The organism is Labrenzia sp. THAF35, assembly GCF_009363595.1.
Classification (GTDB): Bacteria; Pseudomonadota; Alphaproteobacteria; order Rhizobiales; family Stappiaceae; genus Roseibium; species Roseibium algicola.
On record NZ_CP045380.1, the window covers coordinates 1,605,868 to 1,620,735 of the forward strand.

16 protein-coding genes are annotated in these 14,868 nt (G+C 60.5%); 5 read left to right on the top strand and 11 right to left on the bottom strand.

The genetic code is table 11. The features are described 5' to 3' along the window. Positions 1-163 precede the first annotated feature (163 nt). Positions 164-898 carry a Stf0 family sulfotransferase gene (locus tag FIU93_RS07360; RefSeq protein WP_173017287.1) on the top strand — a complete coding sequence of 245 codons (735 nt, stop codon included), beginning with the start codon at positions 164-166 and terminating at the stop codon, positions 896-898. 114 nt (positions 899-1,012) lie between these two features. Here FIU93_RS07360 and FIU93_RS07365 read toward each other — a convergent pair whose 3' ends face one another. The 6 genes from FIU93_RS07365 to FIU93_RS07390 all read right to left on the bottom strand — a co-directional run bounded on the left by FIU93_RS07365 (position 1,013) and on the right by FIU93_RS07390 (position 7,501). Next, positions 1,013-2,560: a permease gene (locus FIU93_RS07365; protein WP_152505237.1), complete on the bottom strand. Its 1,548-nt coding sequence runs from the start codon at positions 2,558-2,560 to the stop codon at positions 1,013-1,015. After that, a complete protein-coding gene (locus tag FIU93_RS07370) occupies positions 2,557-3,348 on the bottom strand; it encodes an ABC transporter ATP-binding protein (RefSeq protein WP_152505238.1) in 792 nt (263 codons plus the stop codon). Before FIU93_RS07370 ends, FIU93_RS07365 begins: the two co-directional genes overlap by 4 nt. Positions 3,349-3,473: 125 nt before the next feature. Next, entirely contained in the window at positions 3,474-4,301 is an 828-nt protein-coding gene (locus tag FIU93_RS07375; protein WP_152505239.1) for a hypothetical protein, read from the bottom strand. Between the two features lie 71 nt (positions 4,302-4,372). Next, complete coding sequence (locus tag FIU93_RS07380) at positions 4,373-5,221, bottom strand: hypothetical protein (protein WP_139314088.1); 849 nt, start codon at positions 5,219-5,221, stop codon at positions 4,373-4,375. 471 nt (positions 5,222-5,692) lie between these two features. Continuing rightward, positions 5,693-6,436 carry a sulfite exporter TauE/SafE family protein gene (locus FIU93_RS07385; RefSeq protein WP_152505240.1) on the bottom strand — a complete coding sequence of 248 codons (744 nt, stop codon included), beginning with the start codon at positions 6,434-6,436 and terminating at the stop codon, positions 5,693-5,695. A 27-nt stretch (positions 6,437-6,463) separates the two neighbouring features. Continuing rightward, positions 6,464-7,501: a TerC family protein gene (locus FIU93_RS07390; protein WP_152505241.1), complete on the bottom strand. Its 1,038-nt coding sequence runs from the start codon at positions 7,499-7,501 to the stop codon at positions 6,464-6,466. 460 nt (positions 7,502-7,961) lie between these two features. On the opposite strand from FIU93_RS07390, the gene FIU93_RS07395 reads away from it, so the two are divergent. After that, complete coding sequence (locus FIU93_RS07395; protein WP_152505242.1) at positions 7,962-8,240, top strand: hypothetical protein; 279 nt, start codon at positions 7,962-7,964, stop codon at positions 8,238-8,240. Positions 8,241-8,299: 59 nt separating this feature from the next. Here FIU93_RS07395 and FIU93_RS31340 read toward each other — a convergent pair whose 3' ends face one another. Next, positions 8,300-8,443: a hypothetical protein gene (locus tag FIU93_RS31340; protein WP_173017288.1), complete on the bottom strand. Its 144-nt coding sequence runs from the start codon at positions 8,441-8,443 to the stop codon at positions 8,300-8,302. Positions 8,444-8,810: 367 nt separating this feature from the next. Here FIU93_RS31340 and FIU93_RS07400 point away from each other — a divergent pair, with 367 nt between their 5' ends. Continuing rightward, on the top strand, positions 8,811-9,419 hold the full coding sequence (locus FIU93_RS07400; protein ID WP_152505243.1) for a hypothetical protein: 609 nt from the start codon (positions 8,811-8,813) through the stop codon (positions 9,417-9,419). Positions 9,420-9,632: 213 nt separating this feature from the next. On the opposite strand, the gene FIU93_RS07405 is transcribed toward FIU93_RS07400, so the two are convergent. The 3 genes from FIU93_RS07405 to FIU93_RS07415 all read right to left on the bottom strand — a co-directional run bounded on the left by FIU93_RS07405 (position 9,633) and on the right by FIU93_RS07415 (position 12,583). Beyond that, complete coding sequence (locus FIU93_RS07405; protein ID WP_152505244.1) at positions 9,633-10,700, bottom strand: linear amide C-N hydrolase; 1,068 nt, start codon at positions 10,698-10,700, stop codon at positions 9,633-9,635. Between the two features lie 199 nt (positions 10,701-10,899). Then, positions 10,900-11,280 carry a hypothetical protein gene (locus FIU93_RS07410; RefSeq protein ID WP_209010301.1) on the bottom strand — a complete coding sequence of 127 codons (381 nt, stop codon included), beginning with the start codon at positions 11,278-11,280 and terminating at the stop codon, positions 10,900-10,902. A 139-nt stretch (positions 11,281-11,419) separates the two neighbouring features. After that, entirely contained in the window at positions 11,420-12,583 is a 1,164-nt protein-coding gene (locus tag FIU93_RS07415) for a pyridoxal phosphate-dependent aminotransferase (RefSeq protein WP_152505245.1), read from the bottom strand. A 109-nt stretch (positions 12,584-12,692) separates the two neighbouring features. Between FIU93_RS07415 and FIU93_RS07420 the strand changes: the two genes are divergently transcribed. Together FIU93_RS07420 and FIU93_RS07425 are read left to right on the top strand one after the other, a co-directional pair. Continuing rightward, positions 12,693-13,358, top strand: coding sequence for a GntR family transcriptional regulator (locus FIU93_RS07420; protein WP_152505246.1), 666 nt, complete (start codon positions 12,693-12,695; stop codon positions 13,356-13,358). 51 nt (positions 13,359-13,409) lie between these two features. Then, the gene (locus tag FIU93_RS07425) at positions 13,410-13,859 is read left to right on the top strand and encodes a GNAT family N-acetyltransferase (protein ID WP_152505247.1); all 450 of its coding nucleotides are present in this window, start codon (positions 13,410-13,412) and stop codon (positions 13,857-13,859) included. A 63-nt stretch (positions 13,860-13,922) separates the two neighbouring features. Here FIU93_RS07425 and FIU93_RS07430 read toward each other — a convergent pair whose 3' ends face one another. Further along, complete coding sequence (locus tag FIU93_RS07430; RefSeq protein ID WP_152505248.1) at positions 13,923-14,783, bottom strand: LysR family transcriptional regulator; 861 nt, start codon at positions 14,781-14,783, stop codon at positions 13,923-13,925. Positions 14,784-14,868: the final 85 nt, after the last annotated feature.

A 14,868-nucleotide genomic window follows, 5' to 3' on the forward strand; every position in this document is an offset into this window, starting at 1 on the left:
GAGGCAGTGATCGGCTCGCTGTCTCTTGCAGGCAGGAGGAAAAGGCTCCTCCGGTTTTGCCTGCCTGCCGTATCAAGACGATGTGTCGGAACGCCTGTTGACCCGCAAATCCAGGCGGCCCAAGCTTGCGGTTGCAAACATTTCTCCCGGGCGAGGTACCTTTGTGACAGCCCCACACCGCCTTGCGTGCGACACGATCGTATTTGCGTCCACCCAGAGAACGGGCAGCACGGCGCTGGCAACGACGCTGAGTGCGTCGAAGGTGACCCGGCAAAGCTACGAGTGGTTCGGGCAGGGGCATTTCGACAAGAAGATCCGGCACTTCCTGCCGGAGTTTCACGATCTGCCCGCAACGGCAGAAGAGCTGAAGCGCTATGTGCGGGCGATCCGGGATTTTGACGCCGGTTCCGGTCTGCCGGTCTCGCTGATGCTGCACAATTATCAGTTCGACCTGTTGCGGGAGCTCGGCGTGAGGAGGCTGGAGGAGCTCTTCGGCGACTGCCTCTACGTCTACAATCTCCGGGGCGACATCTACTATCAGGCCGTATCGCTTCACATTGCCATCCAGACCCAGCAATGGGTTTCCGCGCAGGAGCGTATCGCCGAGCCCAGCTACGATTTTGAAAGCATCGACAGGCTTGTGAACTGGATTTCGCAGGACTGCGAAAGCTGGCTGGCCTATTTCAGACAGAACGGCATCGTGCCGTTCCATGCCGCCTATGAGCGCTTCGCCCGGGATCCCCGTGCGGCAACACAGCTCCTGCTGGACTGGATGGGCATGCCCGGCCAGGCTATCGAAACGACTTCACTGCAACGCCAGGCGAGCGACCTGAACACGGATTTCTATCATCGATATCTTGCCGAATGCGGCACCCGCAGAGCTTTGCAGGATCCTTGAGCGAACTTGCTTGGGCGTCGTTCCGGCGGTCGATTTGCCCCTTCGCACCGCCCCATAGGCGGGTTGGCTGGCGATGCTTCAGTCAACAGCCACTTGCCTGAAGTGTGGTGCCCCTCAGGCGCTTGCACTGTGTTTCGGGCGGATGCTCCAGGAGATCCCAAGCACACTCAGGAGCAGGAAGACCGGGAGGATCGCCAGCGGGCTTGCCGCCGCGACGAGGGCCGTGCCGGCCGCGCAGGCAATGGATGCGGCGGCCTCCGCAAGCGTGGAGGCCTTGGAAGCGACCTGACGGCGCCGGAAGGTTGTGCGCTTTACCTGCGCCCGGAACCAGAGTTGAACAAGCACTGCGCTTGCTGCCGCGGTCATGGCGCCGGCGGCGGTGATGGCAGCGCCCCAGAGCGATATGAGCGCCAGACCCAGGGAGATCGGCAGCACGATTGCTGCGATAATCGTCAGCACCGACAGCACTTTCGCCCACAGGCGTGTGAACGCAGAGATGGGGGCTGTCGCAATCAGGTCGGGCGCGTCCTCACCGGAGATGGTCAGCCAGGCGAGGCCGCCGGCAAGCTGCCCAACTGCCATGACGACAACCGGCGCGACGATCACGGAAATCTCGGTTTTCTCGCCAAAGCTGACCCAGAGCATGACCGCCGGCGGGATGAGATAGAGAACCTGCATCAGCGTCTGGGAAATCAGCCAGGGATCGCGTGCGATGAGCTTGAGTTCCTTCAGGACGAGCGCGCCGAGCGGCGAATAACTGCGAAAGGTCCGCTCGGAAACGCGGCCGCGCGGGGTCTTTTCCGTGACGCCAAGTGCGAGCACGACAATGCTGCGAAACTGGACCGCGCCGCGCCAGGCTCCGACCGAAAAAAACGCGACGGAAAGCGCCAGGAACAGGAACACGGCATTGGTCTGTCCGGCCACCGTGTGGGCGAGGAACCACCACGGCGAGCCCTCACCCGGCGCATGGCTTGCCAGAAAGGCAGGGTCGAACAGCGTAAACCGCGACATCGACCCGAAGGACAGGATCGCCACCACCTGCATCCCGATGAGGAAGGCCGCGCCAACGACCGCTGCCAGAATTTGTGCGTAGAAGCGCGTGCGCTGCGCGCCCACCGTTCGGAACAGCGCGAGCGTGATCAAAACGCCTGCCCCGGTCGCGTTCAGCGATACCGCCAGAAGAACCACATATCCCGCCAGCCAGTGCTTCCCACCAAGCACCACCGCAACGTTGAGGAACGGTGAGATGACCAGCGCCGACATGGCCCAGCTCGTCAAGGCCATCATGACGATGCGCACGAGAAACAGGTCACGCGAGGGGGCGGGGGAAGACAGGATCAGGTCCAGGTCATCCCTTGCGTAGAACGCACGTGTTACCGACTCCATCGCCTGTGACAGCATCATGGTGAAGCTGAGCAGCACCGTGACCGAAAGCGCTGCCTGTGCTGTCTGGTCGAGAACAAACCCGGTGGCAAAGCGGGGAGAAAGCACCGCATAGGCGATCAGGTGCATGACCGCGTAGAAGAGGCTCATGCCGATCAGGGCGCGCCGCAGGCTCGTGCTGCGCCAGCCTGAAAACATCCAGGCCCAGTCGCGCCATGCCAGCCGCAGTTCATGGCGGGAGAAGCGCAACAGGGCGGAAGGGGCCGCCAACGCTCTCATGCCACCTTCTCATCAAGGAGTTCGGCCGTGTTCGCATGTGCGCCGGCATCGCCGCCCACGATTTCCAGGAAAATATCCTCCAGGGAATGGCCGCCGGCGCTTGCCCGTTGGCGCAGCTCTTCCAGCGTTCCTTCGGCAACAAGCTGTCCGCGGGCGATAATGCCGATCCGGTCGGCCATGCGCTCCGCCACCTCCAGGATATGGGTCGTCATGATGATCGACACGCCCTGCGCGACAAGCCCGGTCAGCACCTTCTTCACCTGGCGGGCAGAGCCTGCATCAAGGCCGGTGAGCGGTTCGTCGAGGATGATCAGGCGCGGTTCATGGATCAGGGCACCGGCAAGCGCCACCTTCTGGCGCATGCCTTTCGAGAACCCGCCGCAGCGCTCATTGGCATGGGGGGCAAGCCCGAAGGCGTCCAGAAGGCTGTCGGCCTTGAACCTTGCAAGGTCCGGCTGCATGCTCCAGAGGCCTGCCACGAACTCGAGATATTCAAGCGGCGTCAGCTTGTCGTAGACCATGGGTTCGTCCGGAATCCAGGCCAGAACCTGCTTGGCGGCAATCGGATCCGCAAACGCATCGATGCCGCAGACCCTGACCGCCCCCGCATCGGCCTGAAGCAGGCCGGCGACCATGCGCAGCGTGGTGGTTTTGCCCGCACCATTGGGGCCCAGCAAGGCGTAGAATTCGCCTTCCCGCACCTTCAACGAGAGATCGTTGACCGCAGGTTCGCTGAAACGCTTGTGAAGATTGAGAATTTCGAGAGCGGCGTTACTGGAAGACGGCATCACTTTCTCGTCTCTGGAAGGTTTTCTCCAGTTTACCGATGGGACCTTTCGTTAATGTAAAATCCGGTCATTTGTCCTGGGCTGAAGTATCAGGGGCAAAAAAGAAAGTTGGAAGACCGGTTTGTCTAGTTCGGGATGGAGCCCGTGATGAGCCTTTCAACTTCGGCCCGTTGGTCTGCAGTGTAGATGGCACCCGGCGTCACCTTGAAGCCAGGGCTGAGGTTCAGGCGCGCGACAAACGCCTCGACCGCGACGTCGGCCACCTCCCGGGCGGGTTCCGCTCCGCTTGGCAGACCGTCTGCGACGGGGGCGTCTGAGGAAAGGGTGGTTGCGGCCAGGGCATGCAGAACTTCGGGCGCATCAATCAGGGGCAAGGCCTTCAGCATGAAGACGAGACTGTCCGGCTCGGCCTCGGGGATTTGCCTCAGGAGGCTGGTTCGCGCTTCATCGTCCCCCAAGGCCGAAAGCGCCAGCCGGGCTGCCAGGGCTGCGGGGGCCGTGGGCTCCTGTGGTTGTGCCTTGACCAGGCGTGTGCCGGAGAGGTGAGTTTCAAGCGCGTCTTCCGCTCCGGGTGCCAGTGCCCCCAGCAGCAACACGCCGCCTTCCGCGTCCGGCGCTTCCAGCGCGGCTGTTACTTCGGTCTGAAGCTGCTCGGCGACGGGGCCTGACGGTGGGCCATTGGCCAGCACGACTTTCAGCGCTGCGGCGCTGGCGCGTGCGCGCAGGTCCGGGTCGGCATCACCGATGTAGGGCAAGACGGGCGCCAGGGCGTCTGCACCACCGACGGCTGACAGCAGATCCACCAGGGCCGATTTTTCCCCGGTGGTCTTCGCCGCGGCGAGGCGCGCGGCCAGGGGGGCGACGGCGGCCGGGCCTGCCTCCACCACAGCCTCCGGCGAGCCTCCGGCCAGCGCGGTGTCGATCTCTGCCTCAAGGTTCATGTCGTCTGCCATAGTGCTTCCTGCAAGCCAGGTGACCAGAAACGCCCCTGCGATGCATCCGGCCAGGTTGCGGTGTCGAACCATCATGTGCCCGACGGATTGATGATGTTGGCCTGGGCGCGCGAAATCAGCTGCCCCGTCCGCACCGCGCCACTGGCGATCAGGTGCGTTGCGGTTCCGCTGTGCGGGCCGATGCCACGCAGGTGTATGGTCTCGTGTGCCAGGGTTTCGGCATGGGTCGAGCCGGTGATCGTATCTTGCATCAGGCAGTTCTTCTCGGCGGCCAGAGTTCCGGCCCGGGTGTTGTTGACCGCAGGCGTCGCATCCTGCTCATACTGCCACACGAAGAAGACATTGAAATCCGCGGCAGCATCGGCAAAGGCCGTGACATCATCCCATTCATGTTCGGCGGCCGCAACGCCTGCCAGGTGGCTGGAAAATCGTACCGTGGCGCCCAGGTTCTGTGGAACCGTTATCGTGCGTGCGCTCTTTCTGTACATCCGCACGTTGGCCTGGGTGTCCAGCAACCGGTTGACGCCCCGTATCAGGGCGTTGAGGTCACCCATGTTGCGGTTGGTCTTGTGGCCTGCGTTGTCCTTCACATAGTGAAACGCCGTGTTGATCTTGACCTCGGTCTTGACCGAGATTTCCAGAATGTCGCTGTTGGGAACAGGCCCCGCAAACCCGGCATTCGGCACAAAGCGGACAAACCCCTTGCCGGCCTTGAGGCCCTTGAGCGTCAGATGGTGTTCGGCGCCGACACGGCGATAGGTGACCCTGGCAATGTCGTTGGGGGTCAATTCGGGAATAAGGGCACCTGCCCCCCGCACCACAATCGTGCGCTCCCACCCCCTGGGCACCATTTGCCATTTGGGCGAGGCCGTGGCGTCAAAGCCGAACATGGCGATACGAGGTGCGAAGGTAATTGGCATACGTCAGGTTCCAGATCGACTGTCGCGCCTTGAATGCCTTCCGCAGGCACATCTTTCTTTTGCTTTGAAACGCACAAGAAATGGCGCGTCACAGGGCTTTGTATGACAAGTAACTGCTCTGGATAGTGAGCCCATGTGTGCGGCAATGCAAGAATTAACGTAAGGGAAGATGGGGAAATTTTATTAGGCGGTTCCAGTAAAAGGGTAAACCGACGGACGCATTGCCGACTGGCAGATTTGGGGGTAGGAGCGGACGGTCGGCTTACGTGCCTCGAACGGGTTTAGCTGACATTCGTTGGTCCGGCATGCGTTGGCAATTTCGGCCCTTTGCCGTCATTCACCCGCTTGTAGAATGCTGCGACGCAACCCGTTGAAGCCGCCATTCGGTGCCTCTGCAAAGACTATTGTCTGCCAGATTCTGCGAATCCGGCTTAGAATCAGCACACGCCATCTACCGCTTACTTGCCCCCCTCAAAGCCCAATCATTTGCGCGAGCTCGCGCACCGACAGGAGCAGGATCAAAGCACCGACCATCAGCATCATCGGGCGATCGGGCATGTGCTTGATGACAAGCGCCGCCAGGGGCGCGGCGAGCACACCGCCGACGATCAGACCCAGGATGATCGGCCAAAGCTCCAGCCCGACCGTCAGCACAAAGGTGCCGGAGATTGCGAGCGTAACCAGAAACTCGCTCGCGTTCGTCGAGCCGATCGCCGTGCGCGCGGCGCCGCCCTGACCGATCAGGCTCGAGGTTACGATGGGTCCCCACCCTCCTCCACCGATCGAGTCAAGGAATCCGCCGGCAAGACCGAGCGCCGGCAGCATACGTGGCTCAGCGGGTGGCCGTTGTTTGCGGAACGCGGCTTTGGCCACGATCCATAAACCCATGATCGCGAGGTAAATGGCGATGACCGGTCTCACCTTGTCGCCGTCAGTGAAGGAAAGGACCATGGCGCCGCAAAAGCCGCCAATCGCACCAGGGATGGCGAGCCGGGCGACCATGTTCCATCGCACGTTTCCAAACCGCCAATGCGAAAGCGCTGAAGCCCCGGTCGTGAACACTTCTGCCGCGTGCACGCTAGCACTGGCCGTCACCGGTGGAAATCCGAGTCCGAGGAGCACGGCCGTGCTCGCCAGGCCGTAGGCCATGCCGATGGCGCCATCGATGAGCTGCGCGGCGAAACCAACGGCCACGAAGAGAAGAAAGTCTGACATCTCGGGAATTGACCTCTTTATCGCCGATCACGAACGCCGCGGCACCTTCGGAACAGTCCGGCAAATTGAGATGCCGGTTGTGGGATGAGGTGGCAGGTCGATCACAGTCGGCTGCGGCGTGCTCGCTCGCGGTACAAACAGGGATATCAACATGCCCCCGCAGATGAGGAGGAGTGTGATTGCAAGTGACAGAGACGGCGGGAATTTCTCCCAGTCGAAGAGATCGGCAACAAAAATCTTGCTGCCGATAAAGACCAACACCAGGGACAGCGCGTATTTCAGATAGGTAAACCGGTCCATCATGACGGCCAGAACGAAATAGAGAGCCCGAAGACCAAGGATCGCGAAGATGTTGGATGTGTAGACGATATAGGGGTCCGTGGTGATCGAGAAGATGGCGGGGATTGAGTCGACCGCGAAAATCAGATCGGTGAATTCAACGGTCACCAGAGCCAGGAGCAGAGGTGTCGCCAGGAACCGAGAACCGGACCGCACAAAGAACCGGTCTCCATGAAGGCTTGCGGTCAGAGGAAGCCATTTGCGCAGCATTCGCTGGACCGGGTTTGCGGCCACGTCATATTCGCGCTCGCAATTGAACAGCATTTTCACGCCGGTAAAGACGAGGAATGCCGCAAACAGGTAGAGGACCCATTCGAACCTGGAAACGATTGCCGTGCCTGCGCCAATCATCAGCCCTCGCAGCACGATGACACCCAGGATCCCGTAAATGAGGACCCTGTGCTGGTACTGCTTCGGGATCGCGAAGAAGGAAAAGATGACGGCGATGACGAAGACGTTGTCGAGAGAAAGGCTCTTTTCGACGACGAAACCCGTTAGATACATGGCGGCTTCACGCGCACCGAGCATCAGCCAGATCCATAGGCTGAAGAGCAATCCGAGGCTTATGTAGAACGCTGAAAGGAGGAGGCTTTCCCGTGTGCCTATCTCGTGGGGGCGGCGATGGAGCACGCCCAAGTCGAAGGCCAGCAAAGCGAGCACGAGCGTGAGGAAGACTCCCCACATCCATACCGCTTCACCCATCACCTCGCTCAGCAACAGGTTCATGATTTGTGTTCCGCCAGCGCCAATGTCTGACACCGAGCACGGAACAAGGCTGGTTTGCCGTGCAGCGTGCGCCTGGATCGCGCGGAAGCGCAGATAAGGCGCGAATTTTGACATTACAAGTAGACCTCAAGCACGGCCTAATTTTTTTTATCCGAAAATCATACTTTTTCTAATATGTGGGTGCGAATTGCTTGTCTTCTTATCAAGATCGCTCCGATACATAAGATAATTTAAGAACATTTCCTCCATTTTCTGATGGTCAGAGAAGCAAACGCGGCGCTTTTGAGGCGAAGGCGGTCGCCGAATAAATATTTTTAGTCTAGTTGCCAGCGGTTGTGGAACGCATACGATCAGCAGCGATCCGAACAGCGTCCGCTCTGGTGCTTCAGCTCGCTCCAGGCGATCGCCACGGTGTCTTTCCGGCCAGCCGAGGCGCGCGGCCGGATCTGGATTGAAGATCATGTCCCTGAAATTCGAAGATGAAGATTTCGTCGACCGCCACCGGGTAATCACCGCGAGCAGTCTTTTCAGCGTGGCGTGCGCCACCATACTCATTGACACTCTGATCCTCGTATTCGCCTTCCTGATGGTGTGGGCAATAGGTGGGTACCTGATGCTGTCAGGCCCGCTCCTGCTGGTCTTGGTGGCGTTGATTTCGGGGCCTACGGCGTGGCTCTGCGTGAAAGTTGGCTTCGTCGCCTTCGAAGCCGAAACCAACCCTGAAAACAACCAACCATGAACGGCCAGATTTTAGGCAAAACGTTCGCTTTGGGAGGCCTGGCATTCGCCAAAGCATCGTCAAGTCCTGTCGGCGATCTGACGACCGACATTGCCCGTACCGGACAGGAAGTCGAACAACCTGGATGCGACGACTGGAGAAGCCTTGTCTTCCCCGAAGGCTATCAGACATGGGTGCTCGTAGGTGCCAGGAAGATGGACCATCAAAGGTTTTAACCTGTACCGGGCTTCGTCAGCATCCCTAATACGCAGAAAATACCGCCGTTCTCTAGTTTGGACGCTTAGCAGGCAACGGGTGCGCTCATATCAGAATTTGGAAACTATAATTCTACAAGCCACGCCTTATGCAAATCGGCCCCTGAGTGGTCATTCAACAGCTATAAATTCAATGGCGGATTTGCGCCCCCATTTTGGTCGTTTGATTTACCGCAGAGTTTTCCTAAAAGCGGCCGATCACCAACCGAGTTTGTGAAGTCTGCGTAGATGCCGTGATCGAATCGGGATGGATTTTGCGTATCCTGTTGGTGTCTCTTGGGAGCTAACGTACGATGCCAATCACAAGGGGCAGCAAATGGATGCTCATCAGTTAAAGATTGACATTGCTAGGGCGCAGCTCGGGGCGGCGACCGATCTGTTTCTCCGGGACAGAGATCCAATATCAGTTCACGCTCTAGCATGCGGTGCCTGTGAACTCCTGGAAGGTGTCGGCCAAGTTGAGAATGTTGAAGTGCTCTCAGCGCTGGTATTGAAACTTAATCCAGATATGCAACCCGGGAAAATCGTTCGCTTGCGTAATCAATACTGGAACGCAATTAAGCACTTTTACGCGCAGGACAAAAAGACTGTTCGCGAAGATGCAGAGCTCCTAGCTCACTTTAGTGATGTGCAGAACGACACAGTCATCTGGCAAGGGTGGCATGACTATCAGGCGTTGGCCGGTATGCTTCCGATTGAGGCGCAAGTCTTGCAAGTCTGGTACTTTGCGATTAACGAGGACAAGCTTGCACCTGAAGTCGACAAAGGTCCCTATCGAAAGTTTTTCCCAAACATTCAGTCAGATCAGAGGACTGAGCAGAAGCGGCGACTGAAGCGGGCCTGCGAGAAGTTCCGAAAAAACCGGCAAATCATGGCAGACCGAAAAACAGAAAATAGACCCTTGCTATATCGGCGACCGGAATAACACCGCGAACAGTTGCCGGCAATTTGATCACTCTCGACGAAAGCTGCCATTCCGCATCCGGCCCAATCCGGTCATTCGTTCCGTCCGCAGCAAAAGTCCACTTCCCGCCCTCTATGAACCTTCGTGTGTAGCGTAACGATCGGCGGCTTTGCAGATCGGACCGAAAACCAGTGATAGTCCGCCTTGGCGACGCAAAGCCGCCCTTCCCGCGCCCTACCGCCCCAGAAACCGGAACGGTTCTGCTTCCTGGAAGTGCGCGTTGGCCATGCCGGAGTAGATGTTGGTCTGGTTGGGGCCAAGGTCGAGTTTCATGACCTTGCCGCTTTCCGGCGAGAAGTCGGCCTGGCTGAAATCGATCCAGAAGATGTTCGGGGTCACCACGGATTCGAAGAAGTAGAGATTGCGCTTCTGGTCGGCGACGGTGCGCCAGCGGGTGGAGGAGATGTTTGGCTGGTCGGGCGTGGTGATGCCGAGCGGCACGGAGACATTGCGGATGACGCCGAAGACGCTGGCAATCGTCTCGACCGGGCTTTCGGTTCTCGGGATGGCGTCGACATAGAACGATGCGCGGGCAAAGCGGTCCGCCGCACGGTTGGTGCCCGGCAGCATGACGGTGCCGCCGATTTCCTTCCAGTACTGGTTCAGGGCCAACTGCTCTTCGAAGGTCGGCGAGTTGGTCATCACCTGGTAGGCGCGGCTGTGGTGGATCACCTGCTTGCCGTCGATATATTCCACGATGGCGCTGTCGCCGCTTGCATCCGACAGGGACAGGTGCAGGGTGGCGAGGCGTTCTTCGCCTGGAACATTGTCGCTGAAGAGGGTGAAGGGTTCGGCCTCCAGCGCGCGGACGGCCTCTTCAACGGTCGCGAAATTGTCGAGCACATATTGCGCCCAGGCGGCGATCGTCAGGCCGGGTTTGGAGCTGTCGTATTCTGGATACTCGGATTCCACCAGCCACAGCACATTGGCGACAAGCCCGGCTTCGTTCATGCCGTCGGTCGTTGAAATGTCGTAGCCGGAGGCAATGACACTGCCGTATTTCGAGGTCCATTCCAGGGAGTTTTCACCGGCCTCGCCGTTGCGCTTCATGCCGCGCGGGAACAGCCAGAGGTTCGTGCCGACATCGGTTTTCCAGTCCATCGAGCGGGCGGTGATCACCTGCTCGCTGGCACCGAGATAGACCACCCGGGTGCAGGCATCCGCAAGGCGTGGCGCCAGCAGGCCAGACGAGGCGATGGCCAATGCGCAGGCTGCCGTTACCGTGGTCTTGCCGATCTTCATGCGCCGTCTCCTTGCGGTTTGCCGATGGGGTGCCGAGTCGTCCCCGGCACAACTGGTGATATAGGGGCGGCCAGGTGTGACGCTGTCAAGACAGGCCGGCGATTGTGTGCCGGTTCGTCGGCAAACGGAAATGGCCCGCAATGTTGCCACTGCGGGCCCCGGACACGGAACTTGGGCGAGTTGGGTGAAACCCGTCCGGTCAAAGCGTCCGGAACAGGTTGACCGTGAAAAAGGCAAGCCCGGCGGTGACCGCGATCGCACCAACCGCGATGACGGGTTCCATCGCCGTATGGCCAAGCGCATAGGCGGCCAGCGCCGCCATCATCACCGGCAGTCCAAGCGCATGAAGCCAGAAGTGCAGGCGGGCAAACCTGTTGTCCGCCATGGCCGGGATTACCGTGTAGAGGAGCCCGGTCAGGGCCAGGGTTGCCCAGCCGAGAAGGTTGGCGTGCACATGAACCGGCGAGAGCGCGTGGTCATGGCTTGCCGCCATGACGATGCCGAGCACCAGTCCGATCAGCATCCAGAGAGCAGCAAGCCGGAACAGCCAGGCGGCCAGGGTTGGGATGCGGGTAGTCAAGTCTTTCGTCCTTTCTAGGAAGGTTGCGCCTTTGGGCACAAGCGGGGTGATGAAACCGGTGCGGACCGGGGGTAGAACGTGAGGGTGGAAGAAAGCCCGGGCAGGGCTTTCCTGAGGTGTCGAGGCTGGCGCGGTGCCGTCAGACCTGCCAGGCGAGGCGCAACCGCTCGCGGATATCGCCGAGCCTTTCTACCGGCTCGTTGGCGAAGACGAAACGCAGGTAGCGTCCGGCGATGTCCGCGCTGCCCCAGCCGGTCATCGGTGTTGCCGCGATCCGCCCCTTTTCGAACAGCAACCGGGAGGCTTCCACCGGGGAGTAGCCGAGCCCGGCGGTGTCGATCAGCAGCGACCAGCCGCCATCCGGGCGCACGACGGGCAGGTCCGACAGTGCCTGCAGGATGATGTCCCGGCGGGCTTTCCAGGTTGCCGTTGCAGTGGCGATGCCGTCGTCTTTCGCGGTGATGGCGGCCGCGGCACCCGGCATTGCGATGCCGACCTGGCAGACGACGTTGGTAAGGCTGACAAGGCCGATGTCCGCCATGATCGGGGCGGGGCCGACCGTCCAGCCGACCCGCCAGCCGATCATCCGGTATTCCTTGGAAACGCAGCCCACCGTTATCGTGCGCTCCGCCATGCCATCCAGGCTGGCCGGGTGGATCACCGGCTTGCCGGCGTAGAGAATCCGCTCCATGGCGGCGTCGTGCAGCAGGAACGCGCCGGTGTGCATCACGACTTCTGCAATGGCGTTCCATTCTTCCGCCGTGTGGACGATGCCAGTCGGCATGGACGGGCTCATGGTCAAAACGGCCCGGGTTCTGGCGCTGGCTGCGCGGCGCAGTTCTTCCAGATCAAGACGCCAGCCGCCGTCGACCACCCTCAGCGGAACCAGCTTCGGAACGCCGCCGGCCAGGCGGATGCGGTTGAGCAGGCCCGCATAGGCGGGATCGGTGATGATGACCTCGTCGCCCGGCTCCAGAATTGCCAGCAGGGCATTGAGGATGCCGGACAGGCCGCCCGCCGAAATGACGCATTGGGTATTCCAGTCGTAGGGCTGGCCGGTGGTGGCCGATATGCGGCTGGTTGCGGCCCTGCGGACGTCATTCGTCCCCAGGAACGGCAGATAGCTGTTGGCGTCATCCCGGCCGATGGCAGCCAGCGTTGCTTCCAGCGCCTCCTCCGGCGGGCGAAGGTCCGTATCCAGATTCTCCAACCGAAGCATGTCGGAATTTCCGACGTCATCGGCGGCCTGTCCCATCTTGTCCACGCCAATTCCCGGAATGTCCTTCAATCGCGAGACGGTCATCTGCAATATCCTTTTTGTATCCAAATTTAGAAACTGGATACATATTTGCCGGATTGCAGTCAAGTCGCTGATTGTCTACGAAGGCGGAAGGACCCAGCCGGACGGACAGATGACAGAGCGGACAAGCGCAAAAAGAACCGGAGATCAGGCCATTCGGGTGGCCGATGCCCTGCGGGAAAAGATCGTCTCGGGCGAGCTGAAACCGGGCGAGGCGCTGCGCCAGGAACGGCTGGCGGTGTTGTTCGAGACCAGCCGGATGCCTGTTCGCGATGCGCTGCGCCTGCTGGAGGCCGAAGGACTGGTGCAGATGCCGCCGAACAAGGGCGCCATCGTTGCTCCGCTTGATCCGGAGGAATTCAGGGAAGTTTACGAAATGCGGGCGGCGCTGGAGACACTGGCCTTGCGCCTTGCCATTCCGGAGCTGACCAACAGCCAGATCGACCGGGCCGCAGCCATTCAGGACAAGGCCGAAGCGTCGGACCTGGAAAACTTCGGAGCCTTGAACAAGGCGTTTCATTTCGCGCTGTATGAGCCCTGCGCAAGGCCGCGACTGCTGGCACAGATTGCCGCGCTCAATGAGGCCGGCGACCGGTACTTGAGGCTTGCGGCGGCGCAGCTCGACTACACCCGGCGCTCTCATCAGGAACACCGGGCCCTGCTTGAAGCCTGCCGCCGCCGGGACGGCGCGGAAGCCTGCGACATCCTGAGGCGACATGTCGAGGCTGCCGGAGAAGCACTGGTCGAGCGCCTGTCTGCAAGATTGCCCGCGCCGTGAAGGTGATCAGATGCGGCAGGTTGCGTCTGTCTCCCGCTGGCGAGGAAATGAATGTCTCGAAAAATCTACCGGATTGAAGCGGCAGTTGAGGCCGATGCGGAAAGGCTTGCCGACATTCGCGTCGAGGCAATGCGGCCGAGTCTCGAAGCCGTCGGGCGGTTTGACCCTCTCCGGGCCAGGGACCGATTCCTGGGCAGCTTTGTTGCCACAGACACAAGGATCATCCAGGTGGAAGAAGACATTGCCGGCTTTTTTGTCGTGCGCAGGCGCGCCGACCATTTCTATCTCGACCATCTCTATGTCAGCCCGGCCTTTCAGGGCCTTGGTCTTGGCAGAGATATCGTCGAGGGCCTGAAGGCTGAGGCAGAAGCGGCGGGACTGCCGATCCGGCTGATGGCCCTCAACGGCAGTCCCGCCAATGATTTTTACCTCGCCTGCGGGTTCCGATCCGTCTCGCAGGACGCACTGGACACCGTCTACGCCTGGATGCCCGGCACTTGAAGCCTGCCGGCCTGGAATCCGGCCGAATGGGCCGGGGATATTGCCCGGCCCGGTGTTGTGATGTCAGCTCGTCGCCGGGCTGCGCAGCTTGTCCGCCACGAATTCTCCGAACGCCTGCGTTGCGGCCGAGGGATTTGGCGACGCATAAGCCAGCGTGACGCCGATGCCGGGAAGCGGCGGCAGGCCGGCCTCCACGATGTGGAGATCATGCGGCACCGCGGAGCGGGTCACCACACTGATGGCCTGGCCGGACCGGGCAATCGCCAGCAGGCCCGCGAGGCCATTGCTGGCAAAGGCGATGCGATAGGGCTTGCCTGCCTGGTCCATGGCGGTGCGGGCGGCGCGATGGTCCAATGTGTCCGGCGCCGAAAGCGCAAGCGGAACAACATCCTTTCGCAGGACCTCCGGATCGGGACGATTGGCCACCCAGACAAAGCTTTCCGGCCTCAGGATGCGGGCGGACGCGTCTTCGCCGGGAACGGAAATCAGGGCAAGATCGATCCGTCTGCGCTGCAGCTGAAGGTGCAATTCCGTTGTCGGGGCACAGACCACCTCGATCTCGACATCGCCATGACGCGCGCCAAACCCTTTCAGAAGATCGGGAAAGAAGGCGGTCAGATAGTCTTCCGGGCAGCCGAAACTGATCAGACCATGCAGGCCTGCCCCCGGCAGGGTGGCAAGTGCTTCGTCGTGGACGGCAAGAATGCGTTCCGCCTGGACCAGAAACCTGTCACCTGCTGCCGTCAGTTCCACACCCCCGCGTGTGCGGCGCAGGATCTGCTGACCGACAATCGCCTCCAGCCGGTTCATCTGCATGCTGACGGCGGATTGTGTCCGCCCGACCTGCCGCGCTGCGGTGCTGATCGAGCCGCTGCGGGCGACTTCCATGAAACTGCGCAGCAAGGCGATTTCCAGAACAGGCATGAGATATCAATCCAATTGAATATCATAATCTAAATTATGAATTTTATTGAATGCAAGGCTTCTCCTAAACTTGCTGCAGTCAATT